This is a genomic window from Psychrosphaera sp. F3M07 (assembly GCF_018860345.1).
GTDB lineage: Bacteria > Pseudomonadota > Gammaproteobacteria > Enterobacterales > Alteromonadaceae > Psychrosphaera > Psychrosphaera aquimarina.
The window spans coordinates 72,712-94,043 of record NZ_JAHKPJ010000021.1 but is presented as its reverse complement, the minus strand read 5'-3'; the positions used below and the strand labels follow the sequence as shown (position 1 = coordinate 94,043).

Sequence of the window (21,332 nt, the reverse complement as noted above, 5' to 3'; positions counted from 1 at the left end):
TAGTTTAATCGATTTCGAAAAATTATAATGATTAACTTAAATTAAATCCCCTTTGAAAGTTTTTATTAAATTTACCCCACACAAGGTTTTCCTATCCTGTTTTTATTAGGTCATAAAAAGAAATTTACATTTAGCCTTGATTTAAATTTGATTGTATACGAATATCAACTTAATCGATTAAGTGAATTTTTAATTATTGTTGTAAAATAGGTAAAACCATGAAAAACAAAGTGCAATTAATCACCTACGTGGACAGATTAACTGGCTCAGGAATCGCTGAGCTAACAGACTTACTTAACCAACAGTTCTCTGATTTATTTTCTGGTGTGCACTTATTACCTTTCTATTATCCAATTGATGGCAGTGATGCTGGTTTTGACCCGATAGATCACACTCAAGTGGATAGTCGTCTAGGAAATTGGCAGGATATAAAACGATTAGGCCAAAGCCATGAATTGATGGCAGACTTAATTGTTAATCACATGTCTGCGCAATCTAAAGAGTTTCAAGATGTGCTCACTCATGGTAAACAATCTATTTACTGGGAGCTGTTTTTAACCAAAGACAAAGTATTTCCTGATGGGTTAACAAACGAATTAGCTGATAAAATTTACCGACCTAGACCAGGAAGTTGTTTTACCACGTTTGAATTTGCAAACAAAGAAACGGCTGAGTTTTGGACGACTTTTACCGACACTCAAATTGATATAGATGTCATGTCAGATAAAGGCCAAGAGTATTTGTCTCGAATATTGAACACGTTTGCCGACAACAATATCAAGATGATCCGCTTGGATGCCGCAGGTTACGCCATTAAAAAAGCCGGTACTCGTTGTTTTATGCTTGATGAAACCTTTGACTTCATTGATCAATTATCAAAAAAAGCCAATGCATTAGGTATAGAAACGTTAGTAGAAATTCATTCTTATTATCAAACCCAAATAGAAATTGCCAAACGGGTTGACCAAGTTTATGACTTTGCGCTTCCTCCTTTAATTCTCCACAGCCTCTTTACAAAAGATGTCACGGCGTTAGTGAAATGGTTAACGATTTCACCTCGTAATTGCATCACCGTTTTAGATACACACGATGGCATTGGCATCATTGATGTTGGCCCTATGGAAGGCAAGGCCGGGTTATTGACCAATGGCGAAATCGACAACTTAGTTGAAACCATCCACTTTAATAGTGTTAATGAGAGTAAAAAAGCCACGGGGGCTGCAGCAAGTAATGTGGATTTATACCAAGTCAATTGCACTTATTACGATGCTCTAGCTCAAAATGACTTCGACTATTTATTAGCCAGAGCCATTCAATTTTTTGCTCCAGGTACGCCTCAGGTATATTATGCAGGGTTAATGGGTGAAAAGAATGATATGACATTATTAGAAAAAACAAACGTTGGTAGAGATATTAACCGTCCCTATTTAACACCTTCTGATATTGACGAATCATTAGAAAAATCATTTGTTAAAGCGATGATTGAATTAATTAATATTCGAAACACCTGTGATGCGTTTAATGGTAATTTCAACGTTAAAGGCGAACAAAGTATGTTAACCATGAGTTGGGATAACGCACATTGCAGTGCCGTACTGATTATAAACTTAACAGATCGAACATCTTCAATCGAAATAAAAGAGGCTAGTAGAACATATTCAATTTCGTTACAAAGCCTTTTATATTAATTAATATTGGTTTTTAATTAGACTTGGTCTAACCCATTAAAAAGTTAACAAGCCTTTTTAAAACAACAAAGTATACTAACAATCTAACAGTTATGGTTGTTCACTATTTAGTATTTCAAAGTCAATAAGATAGGGTCGTATGTCAGAGCAGAAATCATGGACACTTAAAAGTATTGCTAAGGAATTAGGTATTTCTAATGCCACGGTTTCTAACGCGTTTAATCGGCCCGATCAACTTTCTAAAAAACGTAGAGAAGAGATCCTCGAATCATGTCAAAAGCTTGGTTATTCAGGCCCTAACAAAGCAGCTCAATCATTAAGAAAAGGTCAATCGAATATTGTTGCTTTAGTACTTCCAGATAGTGTCGAATATATGATCTCCGATCCTGTGGCAAGTGATTTTGTTAAAGGGGTTTCTTCAGTTTTAGAAAAAAGTAACGTCAATTTATTATTATTTTCAGGGGCATCGGAAAACATTAATGCCGTATCAGATTTTGTTGATGGTTTTATTTGTTATGGTAGCCCACGTAATCCTAACCTCGTTGAACAATTACGAACCACAGCTAAAAAAGTGGTCACTGCCGATTTTGACATAGACCGTAAAGCGTCTGTGGGTATTGATAACGAACAAGCAGCTTACGATATTTCTAAGTTAGCGATTAAGTCTAAAAATGACGACATAGCTATTTTAGGTTTACGTTTACTCGACTCAAATCTAACCTGCCGTGTTTATGAATTACCAGATGATGAAGGCACACCTTCCATTGCACATAAGCGGTTAGCTGGATACCAAAAAGCCATAAAAGAACATGGTGCCGAGCTAAGAAACGACAGAATTTGGAATATTCCAAAAAGCAGCCATGAAGTCGCATTAATTGCCGCCAGAGAAGCATTAACATCAACGCCTCGTCCCAATGTTATTCTGTGTATGAGTGACCTTATTGCGTTGGCCGTATTACAAGAGATCAGCGCGATGGGACTGAACGTCCCTAACGACATTAGAGTGGTTGGTTTTGACGGCATAGACGAAGCCAGCCGTTCAACGCCCCCATTAACAACCGTACACCAAAATAGTGAAGAAAAAGGCAATATGGCGGCTGAGTTATTTATTAACCGTGCCACCAACGCCGTTGTTATCCCTTACCATATTGAAATAGGTCATACGGTAAATTCCAACTAAATGCAGAGTAACCTAACTACATTTATTTGAGGCTGTTACAACGCCATAAATAAAATAATGCCGGTAATACCAATAAGGTGAGCAACACCGCGCTTAACATGCCACCAACCATAGGTGCCGCTATTCTACTCATCACCTCAGAGCCCGTTCCTGTGCCATATAAAATAGGTAATAAGCCTACAATTATTGCAGCGGCTGTCATCATTACCGGACGTACTCGCATACCCGCGCCATGTAATACAGCCTCTAATATGTCTAATTTGGTCGTGGTTATGCCTTTATCTTGATGTTCAGCAAGCATCTCTTTATAAGCTTGGTTTAAATACACTAACATGATCACGCCAATTTCTACCGCAACGCCCGCAAGCGCAATAAAACCCACGCCCACTGCCACTGAAAAATTAAAACCTTGTAAGTACATTAACCAAATACTGCCCACCATCGCCAATGGTAAAGTTCCCATGATCATGGCCATTTCAATAACATTTCTAAAGTTCAGATAGAGCAGAATCATGATAATGAATAAAGTTAGCGGAATAACATAAGCTAACTTAGCTTTTGCCCTTTGCATATATTCATATTGACCAGCCCAAGTGATGGAATAACCTGCAGGCAACACAAGTTTATCAGCAACGACCTTTTGAGCTTCAACTACATAACTACCAATATCAACACCGTTATCTCCACCATTGTTAATATCAACAAACGCCCAACCATTTAATCGTGCATTTTCAGACTTGATCCCCGGCGGACCATCTTCAATAAACACATTGGCCACATCGCCTAAAGAAATACGCTGTCCGTTAGGTGTCACTATTGGTAACAATGACAGCTTTTCAGGGGAATCTCGGTAATCTTGCGGATAACGTAAACTCACAGGATAACGCTCTAACCCTTCAACCGTATTAGTTACATTCATTCCGCCAATCGCCGTAGCAACCACTTGTTGTATTTCTGCTATGTTTAAACCGTACCTTGCCGCTTTAGCACGTTGAATATCAACTTTCACATAACGACCTCCAGCTACGCGTTCCGAATACACTGAAGCTGTACCGGGCACATCTTTCAAGATATCTTCCAACTGCTTACCAATATCTTCAATAACGGTTAAATCCGCTCCCGCAATCTTAATGCCTAAAGGCGTTTTGATGCCTGTGGCTAACATATCAATTCGAGTTTTTATTGGCATAACCCAAGCATTGGTTACTCCGGGTAGTTTCACTAATGCATCTAATTCTTTTTTTAAGCTTTCAGGCGTTACACCCTCTCGCCACTGATCTTGCGGTTTAAATTGAATAAAGGTTTCAATCATAGTTAACGGGGCTGGGTCGGTAGCCGTTTCAGCGCGACCTATTTTACCAAATACCGTTTTTACCTCAGGAACTGTCTTTATCAGTTTGTCCGTTTGTTGCAGTAACTGCCGAGCCTGACCGATAGATATGCCTGGGTAAGTGGTTGGCATATACATCAGGTCACCTTCATCAAGTGGCGGTATAAACTCACTACCAATTTTGTTTAGCGGCAATAAACCTATTAAAAATACGATAAATGCAATTAACAAGGTGCTTTTAGGAAAACCTAGTACTGCCTTTAACACCGGCATATAAATTAAAGTTAACAAACGATTTACAGGATTTTTATGCTCAGCAACCACTTTTCCTCTTATGAAATAGCCCATTAATACTGGTACTAAGGTAATTGCTAATGCGGCAGATGCGGCCATTGCATAGGTTTTGGTAAAGGCCAATGGCGCAAACATTTTTCCTTCTTGAGCTTCTAATGTAAAAACAGGCACAAAACTCACGGTAATGATCAATAAGCTAAAAAATAATGCCGGACCGACTTCAGAAGCTGACGATATAACCACTTTCCAGCGATTTTCATTGGTGAGCGTTTCTCCGTTTGAAGTCAATTTTTCCATATGTTTATGCATGTTTTCAATCATGACAATAGCACCATCTATCATAGCTCCAATAGCGATAGCAATCCCGCCTAAGGACATAATATTGGCGTTAAGACCTTGAATATGCATAATAATAAAGGCCGTTAAAATACCGACAGGTAATGTAATGATTGCCACTAAAGAAGAACGCACATGGAATAAAAAAAGTATGCATACCAGTGCGACCACCCCAAACTCTTCCAATAACTTAAAGGTTAAGTTATCAACCGCGCGTTCAATTAATGCGGAGCGGTCGTACACTGGGATCACTTCTACGCCATCCGGTAGCCCTTTTTTAAGTTGTTCTAGCTTGTGTTTAACTCGTTCTATCACTTGTTGTGCATTTTCACCAAAACGCATAACTACGATGCCACCAACGGTTTCACCTTCACCGTTTAACTCGGCAATGCCACGACGCATTTGCGGACCAGTGCCTATATCAGCCACATCTTTTAATAATAAAGGCGTACCATTTTCATTAACGCCAAGTGGTATATTTTCCAAATCATCAACACTTTTTATATAACCAGTCGCTCTGACCATATATTCGGCTTCGGCCATCTCGATTACGGATGCACCTATTTCTTGATTGCCTTGTTTGATCGCCATTTGAATATGAGATAGAGGAATACCGAAAGCCCTTAATTTATCGGGATTAATTCTGACTTGGTATTGTTTAACCATGCCTCCAAGTACTGAAACCTCCGATACACCTGGCACCGTTTGTAATTCATATTTTAAAAACCAATCTTGTATACTTCGTAATTGGCTTAAATCATGTTGTCCGGTTTTATCGACCAAGGCATATAAATATACCCAACCAACTCCAGTTGCATCAGGGCCTAATTGCGGTCTGGCATTGGTTGGTAAGTTTGGAGTGACTTGGGATAAATATTCCAGCACCCGTGACCGAGCCCAATACAAGTCCGTATCTTCATCAAAAATGACATAAACATACGAATCGCCAAAAAAAGAATAACCACGTACCGTAACCGCCCCTGGCACTGATAACATGGCTGTTGTCAGTGGATAGGTAACTTGTTCTTCAACGACTTGTGGTGCTTGCCCGGCATAATTGGTCTTAATTATTACCTGTACATCGGACAAGTCTGGCAAGGCATCAATTGGCGTTTTATTTACCGAATAAATACCAGCCCCCACTAACAAAAAAGTGGCTAACAATACAAAGAAACGGTTCATCACCGACCATCGAATTATAGAAGCAATCATTTTTTAACTCCTAAATTAATGGTTTGAGTGATCAACAGACGACGGATTAACATCTGATTTGTTATTAAACATGTCAGGAGTTAATGTCGTTATTTCGGTAATGACAAAATTACCGTCATGTATTTCAAAGGTAAATTCAACTTCATCATTAACGTTAATGCCAATTAAGCTGACATCTTCATCCGCGATAAAGTCCAGGGTTGCAGCGGGTCTGCCCCATTTTTTAATGGCATCTCGACTAATATTGATCATGCCATGTTCGGCCATTAATGAATTAACCTTGCCTTTGACTGTTGCGGTGTCTGGCTTTTGATCTTTAGTACTTTCGTCCTTACTTGTATTCATTTTTTCCATACGTTTAAAATCAGATGACTTGCTCGATTCTGAATCTAGTAAAAACTGAGCCGAACTCACCACATATTCACCATCGTTTAACCCAGCCAAAATCTCAACGTTTTCACTGTCATACCGCCCCACTTTTACCGCTATTGATTTGTAACTGCCTTTCCCTAATGCCAGCACAACTCGGTCTTGAGTACCGGTTCTAATCAAAGCCTCTCTTGGGATCAGTAACGTATTATCATCCCCTTGTGTATGCAGCACTAACTGAGCAAACATATTGGGTTTAAAGTATCCGTTTTCATTATTAAAGCGTAATCGAACTTTAACGGTACGTGTGTTCGGATCCAACATAGGGTAAATGTAATCCACTTGCCCTTGCCAAGCCTTACCTGGCAGATAATCTAACGTCATGGTAACCGCAGTACCGGTTTTTACTTGCCCAGCTTGGCGCTCAAATAATTCACCTTCAACCCAAACCTCCGATAAATCGCCAATAGACATTATGGTTGATCCGGGTTTTACAAAAAAACCTTCCCGAATCTTTAAGTTTTCAACAACGCCATTTTGTGGAGCATAAAAGATAATCCTTTGTTGCACTTGTTGCGTTTTTTTAAGTTCGTTTATCGTCGACTTTGGTATTTGTAGTGCCACCAATCGATTTTGAGCGGCATAGATCAAACGATCATTACCTCGCTCTAACGCCAATAAAAACTCTTCTTGCGCATTGACCAACTCCGGAGAATATATCTCATATAAAGCTTGGCCTTTTTTGACCGGGTCGCCCACCGTTTTAACATGTAACTTTTCGATCCAGCCTTGCACTCTTGGATGAATATGCACTAACTTGTCTTCATCGTAGGTAATATATCCAACTGTGGTTATTTCAGTTTTTAACGACTTATAACTGACTTTAGCGGTACGAACACCTAAATTATTAACAACATTCGCTGCGATTCTAATAGTACCAACAGCTTCATCAGCGCCTTTTCCATTATTAGTTTTACTTAAAGCATCATCAAATACTGGAACTAAATCCATTCCCATAGGGGATTTACCGGGTTTATCTCGTCGATAATTTGCATCCATAGGTGCAACCCAATACAAAGGTTTATCTTTAACACTTTCTGTTATTTCGGCATCGGTTACCTTAGGTATAAACCCGCTATAAACTGCAACCGTTAATACACAGCCGGTTAATGCTGCCATTAGCAGTGGCATTATTGAACGACTAGGATTCTGCTCCGCTATTTTATCTTCAACTGGATTCATTAGTTATCTCCCTTTACCGACCAAAACTGACCACGGTTAGTAACATTTAATTCTGTAACACGGCCACCGTCATTTTTGTTTAACGTGGTCATTAATGAGGCTTCCTTTGGAACGAAGTCACTGCTGATTGAATAAGAGTTACCAATAAATAAGTAATTTAATTCAAGGTGTAATTGTTGCTGCTCAACGTTTAAATTTAATTCATCAATAACCGTATTTAATAAAGCAATTCGTGAACGGACGACGTCAGAAAAATCCCCGTCATCATGGGTGTATGCTGACAATGTGGCTTCTGCATGATCATGTATTTGTGGCAGTAATTTAGACTTGTACAATGCTTGTCGGCGTTTAATGCCTCCCAGTCGCCCAATGGCAGTTGTATAGGCTGAAAGGTGTTGCTTGAGTAATATTAACTTTTCAGTTTTGACCGCTTCAGTTTTAGATATTGCAGCATCTACTTCCTTGTCCTGTTTATTGTCAGTAAACAGCGGTAAATCAAACGTGACACCGATTGAAAAGAAATCAGAACGTTCTATGCCAGATGGCGCATCATCTCGATAACCATAACTCGCATTTACGCCCCATTGTGGATGATACTGTTGCTGCGCCATGGAAATCCCAGTTTTGCTGGCACTGACTTTTTTATCGATAGCGATAACCCCAGGATGAGCGTTAAATATATTAATCAAGCGGCTTGATGTAAGCCTATTCAGGTCAGGTAATTTATGAGGTTCATTCGATGGAATTTGTAATTCAATTTGAGGTAACCGTTCGCCAAAATCGATACCATTTAAAATGACATCATAAGTTTCTTCAAAGTACTTAGACGATTGATATTGACCATCAAAATCAACTAACCACTTAGATAACAAGCCTTCAAATTGGTGTTTTTGCTGGCGAAGTATATCTAGCCGTTCGTCTAACCGGCTTAATTCTAATTGCGCTCTAACGATGTCTTGTTGGCGCGTTTTACCTAGTGCCGATGAGTAACTGGCTTCTGCCACATCGGCTAATTGTTCAAACAGAGCTCTATTTTGTTCTATTAACGAAATGCTCTTTTGTACTCTATACCCATCTAACCACAGGCTGCCAACCGTCAGCGCAATTTTGGCTTTACGGTCCAACCGTTGAAAAGGAAAGGCTTCACTTTGACGCTTAAATCTCTTACTTTTTAGCGCTAACGAATCGCCTCGAGGAAACACTTGAGTTAAGCCAATTTTAACTTGAGTCATGGCTTCCTGTGAAAAATCAAAACCATCCATTGGTAAATTAGCCAAAGTCATAGATACACTAGGATCAGGTAACGAACCTGAGGCTTGAGCCATTGATTCAAGCGCTTGTTGTTGATGCATATTGCCAGCTAACCAAGGATCGATTGTTTGTGCTGTTTTAATTGCTTGTTCAATTGTTAAGACATGAACATTTGTTATTGATGTATCCGTAGCGTTAACCGCCAAACTGATCAACGCAGAAACAAATACAATGTTTACATTACTTTTATTCGAAAACATAACCACCCCAAAGGGACTTCAATGATTAATGGATTGAATAGGTTAATTTTAATCTTTAAATTAATGACGCATTAACTTTGCTTGATTTAAAGATCAGAGAACCTAAAACAGAATATATTCTTTTAAATGAGCCGAATTTTGGACACACTTATTCTGTATTAGCTAATAATGGGAGGTCGGTATAACGATGTTGGTTGTAGGCTCAAGGCCAGATTTGAAATGGAATGTATCTTTGATGAAAATTCAGTAAAAACAACAGTATTAATATCTTTAGTTAACGTGGCGATATTAGAACAACCACCAGTAAAACACTTACACATACTAGGGCAACAATCGCCATTATCTGAATTTGAATCACTTACTTTTACGGTATCAGACATAGTATGTGATGAATGATCCATCATTGGCATATCATGCTGCTCTGATTGTGACATTTGGCGATCATGACTCATTCCTTGCATACTCATCATATTATAAGACATAACGGTAGACGCCATCACTTGACCAATAAAGGCCAAACAAATAAGCAATACCATTAATGTTTTAGATAAGTTTAATATCACAAAGAACCTGTCAATAACGTTGAGAACCAGATTAAGTTAGTACTTAATATGTTACCTAGTTTCATGAGTTAAGCAAATAATTAGAGATAAATTAATATCCTGCATATAAAAAAGACCGGGTTATTAACCCAGCCATTTTAAAAAAATCGATTAAATTAACTAAAATTAATTACGCTGATTTATTCCATGCGAAAGGTTGGAATGGTGCATCAACAGGCGTATTAGCAATATGGTTGGTATAATTACTGATGACTTTTTGTGACAAGCCAAGAATGATCTCTAATACTTGTTGTTCACCGTAACCTGCAGCATAAAACGCAGATAATTCGTCATTAGTTACATGACCACGATTGCGAACAATAGTTAACGTCATATCTTGTAACGCTTGTAATTTTGGCGTGGTTAACAAGCCATCATTACGTAATGCTTCAGTTAATTCAGGGTCAACTTTCATTGAGTGTGCAATCGCAGTATGAGCTGGGACACAATAAGTACAACCATGTTCTACATTGATTGTCTGCCATACTACCGTTAACTCTTCAGCGTTAAACGACGAGTTCACAAACTGTTCATGTAAGTTTTGGTACGCTTGCAAAATGCCTGGAGCACCGGCTAATACACCATGTAAATTAGGTAACATGCCATTAGTTTTAACTGATTTTTCTAAAATTGGTTTGCTTAACTCAGGTGCAGATTCGATTGTATGAATGGTTAAAGTAGTCATTTTATTCTCCGGTAAATTTATAATGTACTAACCAGTACAGTTTATCTTGACCGGCATTGTACTGACTAGTACAATTCTGTCAATAGCAAAATAAATAAAATACTTTCCAATGTAAAAGAAAGTGTTTAGTAAAAAATTACAGGGACTCATTATGAAAAAAACATTAGCCTTTGATGTATACGGAACGTTAATAAACACCAACGGAGTGACTGCACTTCTTGAAACCATGTTAGTTGATCAAGCTGACGGATTTGATAAAAACCAAAGGGTTGAGAGGGCTCAGCGTTTTGCTGATACATGGCGAGCTAAACAATTAGAATATTCATTTCGTAGAGGATTAATGAGGAGTTATGCCGACTTTTCGGTATGTACCAAAGAGTCTTTAATTTTTACTTGTGCGTATTTAAAAACGCCGCTGACAACACAGCAACAGCAGCAACTGCTTGATATTTATAAAACCTTACCTGCCTATAACGACGTTGCACACGGTTTATCATTATTGGTAAAAGGCCATAAGTTAATCGCATTTTCAAATGGGACTTATAACTCTGTACAAGGTTTATTAGTTGCCGCAGGTTTAGACAAATACTTTGCACAAATCGTCAGTGCTGACGAAATAAACACATTTAAACCAAATCCAGACATTTACCAATATTTATTAACCCAATCTGATTCCACTGCTGAATCAACTTGGCTTATCTCCAGTAATTCATTTGATGTGATTGGTGCTAAATCATTTGGTTTACAGGCTGCTTGGGTTAAACGTAATGACAGTGACGTGTTTGATCCTTGGGGAGTGAAGCCGGATATTGTTGTTCAAAATCTAGAAGAGTTAGCAAGTAAACTTAGTCAACAATAACCGCTTTACGTTTGTAAATTAACCAATACCAGTGGGGAATGTAAGTTTCCCCGTAATAATTATTCATCTAACCAAGTAGACCCATTAAATGAAAACAGTTATCAATCAAAAAGTTATTTTAACCGCCTTAATCGTTGGACTTATCGCCAGTGTTGCATTCATTTTCATTCAACCTTTATTTGGGATGTTAACCTTAACCTCAAGACATGCTGCTGCATACGTTAAACTAGGTGAATACGATGCCTCCACGGCGTTATTATTATCATGGTTTGTGCATATGAGTGTTTCTGTGTTTTACGCTCTGCTCTCCACCATTATTTTTAACGTTAACCGCACTTGGCTAGTCAACATCACACAAGTTGTTGCTTTAGGCTGGATAACAACGTTAACTGCGACGCCCGCAAATGAATTTGTTGTAAAGCTTATCACCAGCTTACAGTTTCCAGACTTGGGTACTTTGTCTGCTGTAAATACCGAGATTGGGCCAAAGTTATGGCTGCATATCATGTTTTTTGGGGTTGTTATTGCTGGGGTTTGGCTATTAAATAAAAACGAAATAAGCAAAAGTGAATAACGGCTAGATAACAACGCCAGTAAAATAAATCCAATACTGGCGCTGTATTAAAATTAGTTACACATGTTGATCAATAAGAATGGCATTACCGTCTGGATCTTTAATAGAAAAACTTGAAGGACCAGAATCTCCGGTTATTGACTTATGTGTGATCTCAACACCTTGAGCTTCAAATTCCTTTAATAACTGTCTAATGTCTGTATATGATTCAAGCTTTTTACCGCTTTGGTCCCAACCGGGATTAAACGTCAGGATATTACTGTCAAACATCCCCTGAAATAAACCAATGGTATGCTCGCCGTTCCTTACGATTAACCAGTTTTGAGTTTGATCACCACCAATTATTTCAAAACCTAGTTTTTGATAAAACAACTTTGATTGTTCAATATCTTGAACCGCTAAACTCACTGAAAATGCACCTAATTTCATTTGAACTCCAATATTTATTTCAGTACTTCAACAACATCATCCGTTAACAATACTAGTTGATCTTTCAAAACAGAAAGTCTTCCGGCCGGACTTTTACTCGTGCCTATAACAATCACGTCACAACGATAAGTATACTTGCCATTGATAAAAGTATAATAATGATTGCCACCACTGCCATCAAAGTCCTGTTTGCCATTCAATAAAACCAGATCAGGTTTATCACTGAATGACTTATCCAAACTCCAAGAAGCATATCTAAACTTTTGTTGCCCCAAATCATCAATTCGTACACGAAATTTTGTCGTTTCCCATTGCAATATCGGCTGTTTATAGTTTCTTAAACTCTCATGTAAAGTTAGCTTTTGCTGTTCAACAATCGTTTGTTTTAAGTTTGCTTGGTTTACCGTCTGATGATTTATACTTCTGATCTTCCCACCATCTAACCACAACTTACCATTAAGGAACATAATGCCGCGCCAGCCCTTAGCTTTCCAGTCATTCTCCACATCTGAGTTAGCGATTAGATTTATTAAGTTTTGATCAAACACTTCATCAAATCGATTAACTAATTCTTGTTGATTATTGATTGCAGGAGCAGGAGTCTGACGATTTAAAGGATAAGTTATTAACGTTGAAATAAGCACTTTATCTTGAGCTTTAAAAGCATTAATTATTTTAATTATTTGTTCATTCTGCTTAACATCAAAGGCAAATACATGAGTAACCGAAAGAAATACAATGGCACATAATAATGTGGTTTTAAAATTAGTTTTCATTAAAAGTTTTACTCCAAACCACATAAGGAAATGATGCTCTTGGCTTATAAGGGTGCTTATCCAGTCAACACTAACCCATAATATCGGCCGTTTAAAGTTAACTGTCAGGTTTTGCTTTCATTAGTTACCAATGAATAGGATCAACTTTGTAATACAACTTAAGCTGTTGGTATAACATTGGATAATGTTGATGAAATTTGTGTGCTTGTTCAAAAAACACTTCACTGGTCACTGCAAAAAATTCAGCCGGATTTGTCGCACCATAATAATCAAACAAAGACGGAATTCCGCTATTTTTCTGTTTTCTTAACAATTCATACTGACTAGAAAAAATGTCTGACCAATCTTTATAGTTCTGATCTTTACCTAGTATTGGTGCACCATTAGCACTGCCCTTTTCTTGATCTAACTGATGGGCAAATTCATGGATAACCACATTATGTCCATCATCAGGAATATGGGCCCCCTCAATAGTGTCTTGCCAAGATAAAACAACAGTACCTGAGTCCCATGACTCACCCGACAACGCAATTCTTTGGTGCTGCAAGACCCCACCAGCTTGCATACTTTGTTGTTCTTTAACAAAGGCACTCGGGTAAATGAGTATGGTATGCAATTTAGGGTAATAATCTGTCTTACGGTTAAGTAACAACAAACAAGCTTGCGCTGCTACGGTTATTTTTATTTCGTCTGTGATCTCAACCCCGTTGCAACCAACAAATTTTTTCTCTGCCAAAAACACCTGAATATGTTGCTTAAGCTGCAACTGCAAGTCAGCAGGCATTTGTCTAAAGTAAGGCATACGTTGTTGAAGAATAACGCGCCAGTCTTTCTTAAAAGGTAGTTTCCTTACTTTATCACGCTGATATTCACGCCACGATGGTTTAGCGACAATATAACCAATAAGTAAAACTGCAATAACGATGAGTGATAGAAAAGGTAACATAATGAACTTAAGTGATATGCTTTGTACTGAAATGAGTGCGCTGTTGTGAAATATCAAGTTAACCATTATTTATTTCTAGAAAATTAAATAATGGTTTAGCAAAAGTACGCTTAGTTTTATTAATTTGGCAGTACAATGATCCCTAACGGTTCAAACAATTGTTCTTGCTGCCAGTCGCAAATCTTCACCCCATTTAAGTTAACACGACGGATATCCAAACCATTTAATTCACAGTTAGTTAAATCACAATACTCCATATTAAACTGTCGCCAACTGTCCTCTGAAAATACACCTCGGCTTAAATCCGAACCTTTAAACGATGCATTTTGCAAGTTAGCCCCCGTCCAACGATTTTCAAATAAGTCACACTTTTCAATGCATTGACGTTCAAAGTCGCTATAAGCCAAATTACAGCCCGTTATATAAACTGAACAAAAATAACTTTGACGGGATATTTGATTCACAAAACTGGTTTTTACAAAACTAGCTCCCTGTAAATCACACTCCCTGAACTCAGCACCAAAACCATTAGCGCCCAGAAAGTTTGCCATGCCTAACTTGCAAGAGTTAAAACTAACATCACGCATATCCGCGTATTTAAATTGGCAACCGAGACTGTCGCCACTTTCAATAAATTTACAATTAATAAACGTTGCATCTCTTAAATCTGCATGGCTGAAGTCACAATGATAAAAATGACAATTTTCAAAGGTTGACTCTTGCAAGTCTTGATTTGAAAAGTCATGTTCTTGAAAGGTTTGATTACTGATCATTCAGTGTCCTAAAGTGGCCTAGTAGTAAATTTCGAGGCAAGACTAACATTGCAAAATAACAACAATCAAGCCTTTAAAAAGGGTTGTTTTTGAAGTTCTAACTAGGCGTTAAATGTCGACTTTAAGGGGGCAGGATGGAGTTTTAAACCTATGTAAATTAACATAATAATGTGTGGTGCAAAAAAAGTATTTTAATTGATTAGGTACGGATTTAAATAAACAGGGTAAATAAACATCAACTCCCATTTAACGCTGCTTTTTTGGCTAAGTATTCCAAAGATGCCATTTCCACTAATCGGCTTTTAGTCCGTTCAAATTCAAACATTAATGTGCCACTGTTATAAAGCTCGTTTTGTGGCACAAAAGCGGTGATAACTAAATTGATATGACAGTCGTAACATTCATCAACTAATGCGATAAATCGTCTAGCGGCATCATCCATAGGTGCTAACACAACTTCCCGCTGACCGGTCTCTCCTGCGGATACATTAATGTTAGAACCATTATCTTCTGTGCCTCTGGCTTTTATTCTTTCGTAGGCTTGTCCACTCATTGGCGGAACATTAAATAACAAGATAGTGTTAAATTGTTTGGCAATTTCAACGTAATCAAAATGACTGCGAGGCCCTTGGCATAGCTCGGCAAATTCAAAACAAATGACACAACTAGCATGTTCTGTATTTTTAGCGATGAAAGTGATGGGTCGGCCTAATATGTTGATTTTAAGATCAATCTTACTTTTAGACTTTTGATTAGTTTGTTCTAATGGCATTAAGTTAAATCTGCTGAGTAAGTTCTGGTGCAAGGATATCTGCTCATTGTTCCCATTAGTTAATTTTAAACTAGGCAGTTCAAAGTAGTTTTGCTCAAAGGTTAACGTACGGTGTCTGTGGTCTTGCTTGCCAGACAAATGTAATACTTGTGTATGTTGTTCTATTGCGGCAATTGCAGGTAAAAACCGCTGACGTTGCAAACCATTTCTGTATAACTCATTAGGGGCACAATTACTGGTACTCACCACCACTATGTTCAGCGCAAACAAGTATTGCAACAAGTTACCTAACAACATGGCATCGCCAATATCAGAGACAAAAAACTCGTCAAAGCACAAAACTTGGTATTGCTGACTAAACTGCTTGGCTATTAATTTTAATGGATCAGGTTTACCTGAAAAGGCTTTTAATTGCTGATGTACATCTTGCATAAAATGATGAAAATGTTGTCTTCTGCATATAGAGTTTGGCAAGCTAGATACAAATAAGTCCATCAAAAATGTTTTGCCGCGCCCTACTTTGCCCCATAAATAAATGCCTTTTAATGTTCGACCACGAACGTGTGTTTGCTGCAAGTCTAAAAACAACTGCTGGAGCAGATTAACGGCTTGCTGTTGGGCATCGTCAAAACGAATTTGTTGTGAGTTAACCAAAGCTTGATATTGACTAAATGGACTAATATTGGGCATGTAATGACAATTGCTTGTTCAACGTTATGGATATCCCAAGTATTGTAACTTATTAAAAGCGATGACGTTAGCGAGTGGCTAAGTCATTTTCTAGATTCGGTAATATACAAAATAACAGACCAACTCGTTGTTATTCTATTCATAAATGTATAATATTTTGACTCAAGTCTAGGTAATTCGCATTCAGATAAGGTGTTAAATATCCATCATTTAAAAGTGAACACAACTAAGGACAGACAAATAACCACTAAGGCTGTTAACGACACTTTCCTTGTTGAATATTTCACAATGTTAACCTCTGCTTCGTTACGTCATCTGTTATTTTCTTCTTATAAATTTGTCGTGTTTAAATGAGAGTTTTAATAATATTTCTTACCTTTCTATCCACTTTTTTGTCTGCACAAATAAGTAATTCAGACGCCAAGCTTACGCTCAAGAACACAAACACGGATTCATCAAATTCTCTTCCAACAAAAGCTCTGACAACAAATTATCAGGCAAAAAATCTCAGCCAATTATCAGATGAAGAAACATGGACAATAGGATTACGCTTATTTGATAACGCAACTGAGTTATACCAACAAAAACGTTATCAAGACGCAATTGAACAATTTACGCTGGCGTCCACTTATTTTGTTTCACCTAATGTTAAAACCCAGAAAAAACGCGGTGGGACGTTTAAAATGATCGCGCAGTCCTATAAACGCCTTAAAAATAGAGAGCAAACCGCTCTTTATTATAAAAAAGCGTTGGATGTGTTTACCGCTATTGACGACAAAAGAAATATCGCACGTACTTTGAATACGCTAGCGGAAGCACAACGTTACTTAAACAACTTAGTTGATGCGTTAGATTATTCTATTCAAGGTTTACAGTTACATAAACAAATTGATGATCCCCAAGGTTATGCAAAATCATTAACCGGTGCGGGTATCATTTATCGACATATTGGCCGGTATGAAAAATCGCTTACTCACATTTATCAGGCTCATTTGTATTACAAACAAGTAAACAACGTAGAAGGCATCGCAAATACATCAAACCAGTTAGGTTTTATCTACATACGATTAAAACAATTTGACCAAGCAACTGCTTTTTTACAAATAACCATCAATTCGCCAACTGACCAAGTTAAACCATTTACCTTAGCTTCCGCATTCAGAGAAATGTCCATCATTTATCTGCAATCTAAAGATTACGAAATGGCTCTGAAAATGTCTGAACGCGCTTACCAGATTTATCAAAGCCTAAACGATAAATTAAGGGGCTCTGTCAGCGCAAAAATTATTGCAGATATATATTTTGCACAAAACAATAACCAACAAGCCACCGAGTTTTATAAAGAATCAATGCGTTTAGCTGAACAATCTGGAGATATAAAAACGAAGATCCAAGGCATGATCACCTTAGGTGTCACACTTATTAATTCCGACATTGAACAAGCTTCCGACTTATTTTATGAATCGTTAGACCTCGCGACACAAATTAATAACCAAGAGCTGATCTTGCTCATCTATTCTAAATTAAGACACGCTGAAAAATTACGAGGCAACATCGACGTTTCGTTACAATACGCTGAACAAGAAATTAAGTTACTCGAAACCATTCAAAACACTGATGATAGTAATAAATACAAACTAACAAAAGCATTTTTATATTCGCATAAAATGGAATTAGAGTTAGAGTCCTTAAAGGAGAAAAACAAACTAGACCAACTCGAATTGGTTAAAAAAGAAAACGAAATTGAAATTGCGAAACAAACTAGGAAGATCACAGATCTGCAACTGGAGCACAATAAAAATACCAATACCCTATTGGTATTATCTTTATTACTTTGCGCTTTTTTGGTTATTTATATTTATCGCCGTTTTATCGTTTCTAAAAAGAAAAACCGTGAACTCGATTATCTCGCCGCACGCGACCCTCTAACCAACTGTTATAATCGTCGAGTATTAATTAACAACATGGATCGTGTTTTTGAAAACCCGAATAAGTTAGATGAATACTGCATTATCATGGCTGACATCGATCATTTTAAAAGCATAAATGATACACATGGCCATAATGCTGGAGACAATGTAATTTGTGGCGTGGCGAATATTCTGCAAACCTGTGTTCGCCAAAACGACATAGTTGCGCGTTATGGTGGTGAAGAGTTTTGTATTATCATTCATAATGTTACACCTCAGCAAGCCATGCACATTGCTGAAACCATGCGCAAAAAAATCGAAGATAGTCGTTTTAACGATGTTGCCGTTACTTGTAGTTTTGGTGTTTCATCAATCAACTATAACGCAACAACATCCGCTCAGTTTATCAGTCAAGCCGATTTAGCACTTTATAAATCAAAGTCACTTGGCCGTAATCAAGTTAACCTTTGGGAAAAAACATTAGAAAAACGTAAATAATCCCAACCTATAGAGGTTAATCTATTCACTATTTGCTTGTTGTTATTTATGTTAAAAATAGATTTTATCGTTTACATTTTATTTACTGATTACGCAAAGACAGGAATATATCTACCATTAACCAGTTAACTTCCACTACAGCAACCACAAATTTGCAACTCAACATAGCCACGTTCAACTTGTTTAATTACCTTGAGCCACCTAATGCTTATTATGAATTTGAACGTATATATAGTGCTGAGCAATGGCAGAAAAAACAAAACTGGATCAGTAACTACTTGACCGAATATCAGCCTGACATTATTGGCTTTCAAGAAGTATTCAGCACTGAGTCATTAAAAAAGCTCGTTAAACAACAAGGTTACGATTATTTTGCCGTTGTTGATGAGCCAGAAGTCATCGATGACTTCATTTACCGTCGGCCTGTTGTGGCCATTGCATCACGTTATCCGATTAAAGACGTGGTGGCCGTAGAGCCTAATGTCGATTTAGTTCAATCTATTGGCGTAGATACTGAATTTTCTTTTAGCCGAAAAGTATTAAGAGCAAACATAGAGATTCCTCATTTAGGTTGTTGCGACTGTTATGTAGTGCACTTTAAATCTAAGCGCTCAATGATAGATTTTGATGACAGCAATACCAATTTATCACCTGAACAAATCATAATCGAAAACTTAAAAGCACAAGTTGCAGGTGGCTGGGGCTCAACTTTGCAACGTGGTAACGAAGCAACCTTGTTAATGGTTGATATGATAGAACGACGTGAGGCCACCGGTTACCCTATGATATTAATGGGCGATTTTAATAATACTTTACATGACGGTGTATTAAGCCACTTACTCATCGATAACCTAAGGTTTGTCTCGGCCTTTGACCAAAACGCCTACCTTGCTAAATACTGTTTAAACGACGCTTGGAATTTGTTTAATAACGTTTATATGAATGAATTAAAGCAAAGCCCAGACTCAGATGATATCAATGAACAAATACAAAAAGCGCCACAACGAGCCCCAACCCATTATTTTAATGGTAAAGGCTCGGTATTGGATTACATATTATTATCTAGTGAATTTGACGCGAGTCACCACAATAGTCTTTATCAAGTCAGCAACTACACAACCTACGACAAACAACTAATCAACCCTGTATTTGAACATGATGGCGAAAGTACGGACCATGGCATTGTCATGGTAGAACTCACATTAAGAAGATAAATCACTTATACGCGGTTATTTAGAAATCGCAAAGTTACCCTCTTCTAACACTTCGGTGATGGCTTTTTCCAAGGGTAAGATCAATGCTTTATGCTTTTGGTTTATAAGGTGAAAACCTAACTTTTCTTGGATCAAAAAGTGATTGGTATATTTTAGGAGTTTCGGCTTTGTATAGGCATCTAATACGATAATCGCCGCATCTACTTTTACTTGATCAAATATTTTGAACAGAGTATCAAAGCTAACCAGTTCAACCTGTTTAATTTCGCTATCGGTTAATAATTCCGAATAAAACTCGTTAGCTCCAATAAGCGCCATACTTTTTTCTGGGTTAGCGAGCAGTGAAAGATCACAAACCTCGTTTTTCTGACAAATCAGAAATACTTCAATGCGGCTAATTGGAGTAGGTAAATATGTGATAGCGTCATAACTATCAATGCTTTCGAGAGATTTTGCAGTATCGGCATCAATCACACCATCATTGAGTAACCTTAATGCTCTTTGATCGTTGATTTGGGAAAACTCAGGCGTGATGCCTAATTTTTTGTAGGCTTTTTTTAATAAGGGAACGTAATAGTTAATGATACCTTCATGTTCAACATAACTAATAATATAAGGTTCATTTTTATCCTGGCTGTAACAAGGTTCACCCCATACACCTAGTGTAACCAAAGCTAATAAAAACTTAATACGATTTGGCACTAAGGTTAAATTCATTCAAACTGCTCCAATTAAACGAGATTAAGAACACACCAAATACCGGTTCCTATAGCTTGATACTAGCAAACATCATTAATTTTTACAGTGGTATGGATTTATATATTTGAACTATAAAAATAAAATAGGCATGACTGATAAAAACTAAATAAAAGATTTCGTCATTTTTGTTCAATCAAAACCAGCACTCTGCATCAGACTTCACGGTTACAACCTGAATTAAAGCGACAAACATAAGCACAAAAAAAAGCAGCCTAAGCTGCTTTAATTTAATGTCTAATTTGTATTACGAATTAGTCTTAGTTTGATGCTAAATCAGTAATGTTAACATTAGTATTGTAACGACCATTGGTTAATACATTGTTGATTTTTTCTGGTGAGTCAGAATGTGTTTGTACAAATTCTAAAATACTTTGGTCATTACAATTTACATTTTGAGCAATATATTTTTTGCTTAATCCCGACTCTTTAATAGCATTGTGTAATTCAACACGACTACCTTGAGCGGCAACAACACATAATTTACTGGTTACTGAGTCGTCTGCGGCAACAACTTGATTAGCTGCGTTTGCCATGCCGATTGTTGATAAAGTTAAAGCAATAGTTGTAATAGTTTTTGTGAAAGTGTTCATAATTGTCATCCTCTTGTTAAGTTATATATGGAATTGCAACCGCGATGCCAATATATTTTACGTAACAATTACAACAACTTAACAGCGAATCGC

18 protein-coding genes are annotated in these 21,332 nt (G+C 37.4%); 6 read left to right on the top strand and 12 right to left on the bottom strand.

The window, feature by feature from the left end; translation table 11 throughout:
• The first annotated feature begins 218 nt into the window (after positions 1-218).
• Together gtfA and KO505_RS11145 are read left to right on the top strand one after the other, a co-directional pair.
• On the top strand, positions 219-1,688 hold the full coding sequence (gtfA, locus tag KO505_RS11150; RefSeq protein WP_216055535.1) for a sucrose phosphorylase: 1,470 nt from the start codon (positions 219-221) through the stop codon (positions 1,686-1,688).
• A 139-nt stretch (positions 1,689-1,827) separates the two neighbouring features.
• The gene (locus KO505_RS11145; RefSeq protein WP_216055534.1) at positions 1,828-2,868 is read left to right on the top strand and encodes a LacI family DNA-binding transcriptional regulator; all 1,041 of its coding nucleotides are present in this window, start codon (positions 1,828-1,830) and stop codon (positions 2,866-2,868) included.
• 22 nt (positions 2,869-2,890) lie between these two features.
• Here KO505_RS11145 and KO505_RS11140 read toward each other — a convergent pair whose 3' ends face one another.
• From KO505_RS11140 to KO505_RS11120, 5 genes are all read right to left on the bottom strand, one after another.
• On the bottom strand, positions 2,891-6,040 hold the full coding sequence (locus tag KO505_RS11140; RefSeq protein ID WP_216055533.1) for an efflux RND transporter permease subunit: 3,150 nt from the start codon (positions 6,038-6,040) through the stop codon (positions 2,891-2,893).
• A 15-nt stretch (positions 6,041-6,055) separates the two neighbouring features.
• Positions 6,056-7,651 (bottom strand): efflux RND transporter periplasmic adaptor subunit, encoded by a 1,596-nt coding sequence (locus tag KO505_RS11135; RefSeq protein ID WP_216055532.1) that lies wholly within the window; start codon positions 7,649-7,651, stop codon positions 6,056-6,058.
• Positions 7,651-9,162, bottom strand: a complete 1,512-nt coding sequence (locus tag KO505_RS11130; protein ID WP_216055531.1) for a TolC family protein — start codon at positions 9,160-9,162, stop codon at positions 7,651-7,653. Before KO505_RS11130 ends, KO505_RS11135 begins: the two co-directional genes overlap by 1 nt.
• 158 nt (positions 9,163-9,320) lie before the next feature.
• Positions 9,321-9,725, bottom strand: a complete 405-nt coding sequence (locus KO505_RS11125; RefSeq protein WP_371819991.1) for a hypothetical protein — start codon at positions 9,723-9,725, stop codon at positions 9,321-9,323.
• Between the two features lie 169 nt (positions 9,726-9,894).
• Positions 9,895-10,449 (bottom strand): carboxymuconolactone decarboxylase family protein, encoded by a 555-nt coding sequence (locus KO505_RS11120; RefSeq protein WP_216055530.1) that lies wholly within the window; start codon positions 10,447-10,449, stop codon positions 9,895-9,897.
• 151 nt (positions 10,450-10,600) lie between these two features.
• Between KO505_RS11120 and KO505_RS11115 the strand changes: the two genes are divergently transcribed.
• A complete protein-coding gene (locus tag KO505_RS11115) occupies positions 10,601-11,308 on the top strand; it encodes a haloacid dehalogenase type II (protein ID WP_216055529.1) in 708 nt (235 codons plus the stop codon).
• Positions 11,309-11,396: 88 nt separating this feature from the next.
• Complete coding sequence (locus tag KO505_RS11110; protein WP_216055528.1) at positions 11,397-11,882, top strand: hypothetical protein; 486 nt, start codon at positions 11,397-11,399, stop codon at positions 11,880-11,882.
• A gap of 57 nt (positions 11,883-11,939) precedes the next feature.
• On the opposite strand, the gene KO505_RS11105 is transcribed toward KO505_RS11110, so the two are convergent.
• The 5 genes from KO505_RS11105 to zapE form a co-directional block, all read right to left on the bottom strand.
• On the bottom strand, positions 11,940-12,311 hold the full coding sequence (locus KO505_RS11105; RefSeq protein WP_216055527.1) for a VOC family protein: 372 nt from the start codon (positions 12,309-12,311) through the stop codon (positions 11,940-11,942).
• A gap of 14 nt (positions 12,312-12,325) precedes the next feature.
• Positions 12,326-13,087 (bottom strand): hypothetical protein, encoded by a 762-nt coding sequence (locus KO505_RS11100; RefSeq protein WP_216055526.1) that lies wholly within the window; start codon positions 13,085-13,087, stop codon positions 12,326-12,328.
• Between the two features lie 124 nt (positions 13,088-13,211).
• Positions 13,212-14,033 carry a zinc-dependent peptidase gene (locus tag KO505_RS11095; protein WP_216055986.1) on the bottom strand — a complete coding sequence of 274 codons (822 nt, stop codon included), beginning with the start codon at positions 14,031-14,033 and terminating at the stop codon, positions 13,212-13,214.
• Between the two features lie 119 nt (positions 14,034-14,152).
• Entirely contained in the window at positions 14,153-14,806 is a 654-nt protein-coding gene (locus KO505_RS11090; protein WP_216055525.1) for a Qnr family pentapeptide repeat protein, read from the bottom strand.
• Between the two features lie 235 nt (positions 14,807-15,041).
• Positions 15,042-16,268 (bottom strand): cell division protein ZapE, encoded by a 1,227-nt coding sequence (zapE, locus tag KO505_RS11085; protein ID WP_216055524.1) that lies wholly within the window; start codon positions 16,266-16,268, stop codon positions 15,042-15,044.
• A gap of 350 nt (positions 16,269-16,618) precedes the next feature.
• Here zapE and KO505_RS11080 point away from each other — a divergent pair, with 350 nt between their 5' ends.
• A complete protein-coding gene (locus KO505_RS11080) occupies positions 16,619-18,676 on the top strand; it encodes a tetratricopeptide repeat-containing diguanylate cyclase (protein WP_216055523.1) in 2,058 nt (685 codons plus the stop codon).
• Between the two features lie 152 nt (positions 18,677-18,828).
• Positions 18,829-19,890 (top strand): endonuclease/exonuclease/phosphatase family protein, encoded by a 1,062-nt coding sequence (locus tag KO505_RS11075; RefSeq protein ID WP_252731772.1) that lies wholly within the window; start codon positions 18,829-18,831, stop codon positions 19,888-19,890.
• Positions 19,891-19,905: 15 nt separating this feature from the next.
• Here KO505_RS11075 and KO505_RS11070 read toward each other — a convergent pair whose 3' ends face one another.
• Complete coding sequence (locus KO505_RS11070) at positions 19,906-20,607, bottom strand: hypothetical protein (protein ID WP_216055522.1); 702 nt, start codon at positions 20,605-20,607, stop codon at positions 19,906-19,908.
• 299 nt (positions 20,608-20,906) lie between these two features.
• Positions 20,907-21,239 carry a DUF3718 domain-containing protein gene (locus KO505_RS11065; RefSeq protein ID WP_216055521.1) on the bottom strand — a complete coding sequence of 111 codons (333 nt, stop codon included), beginning with the start codon at positions 21,237-21,239 and terminating at the stop codon, positions 20,907-20,909.
• Between the last annotated feature and the right edge of the window lie 93 nt (positions 21,240-21,332).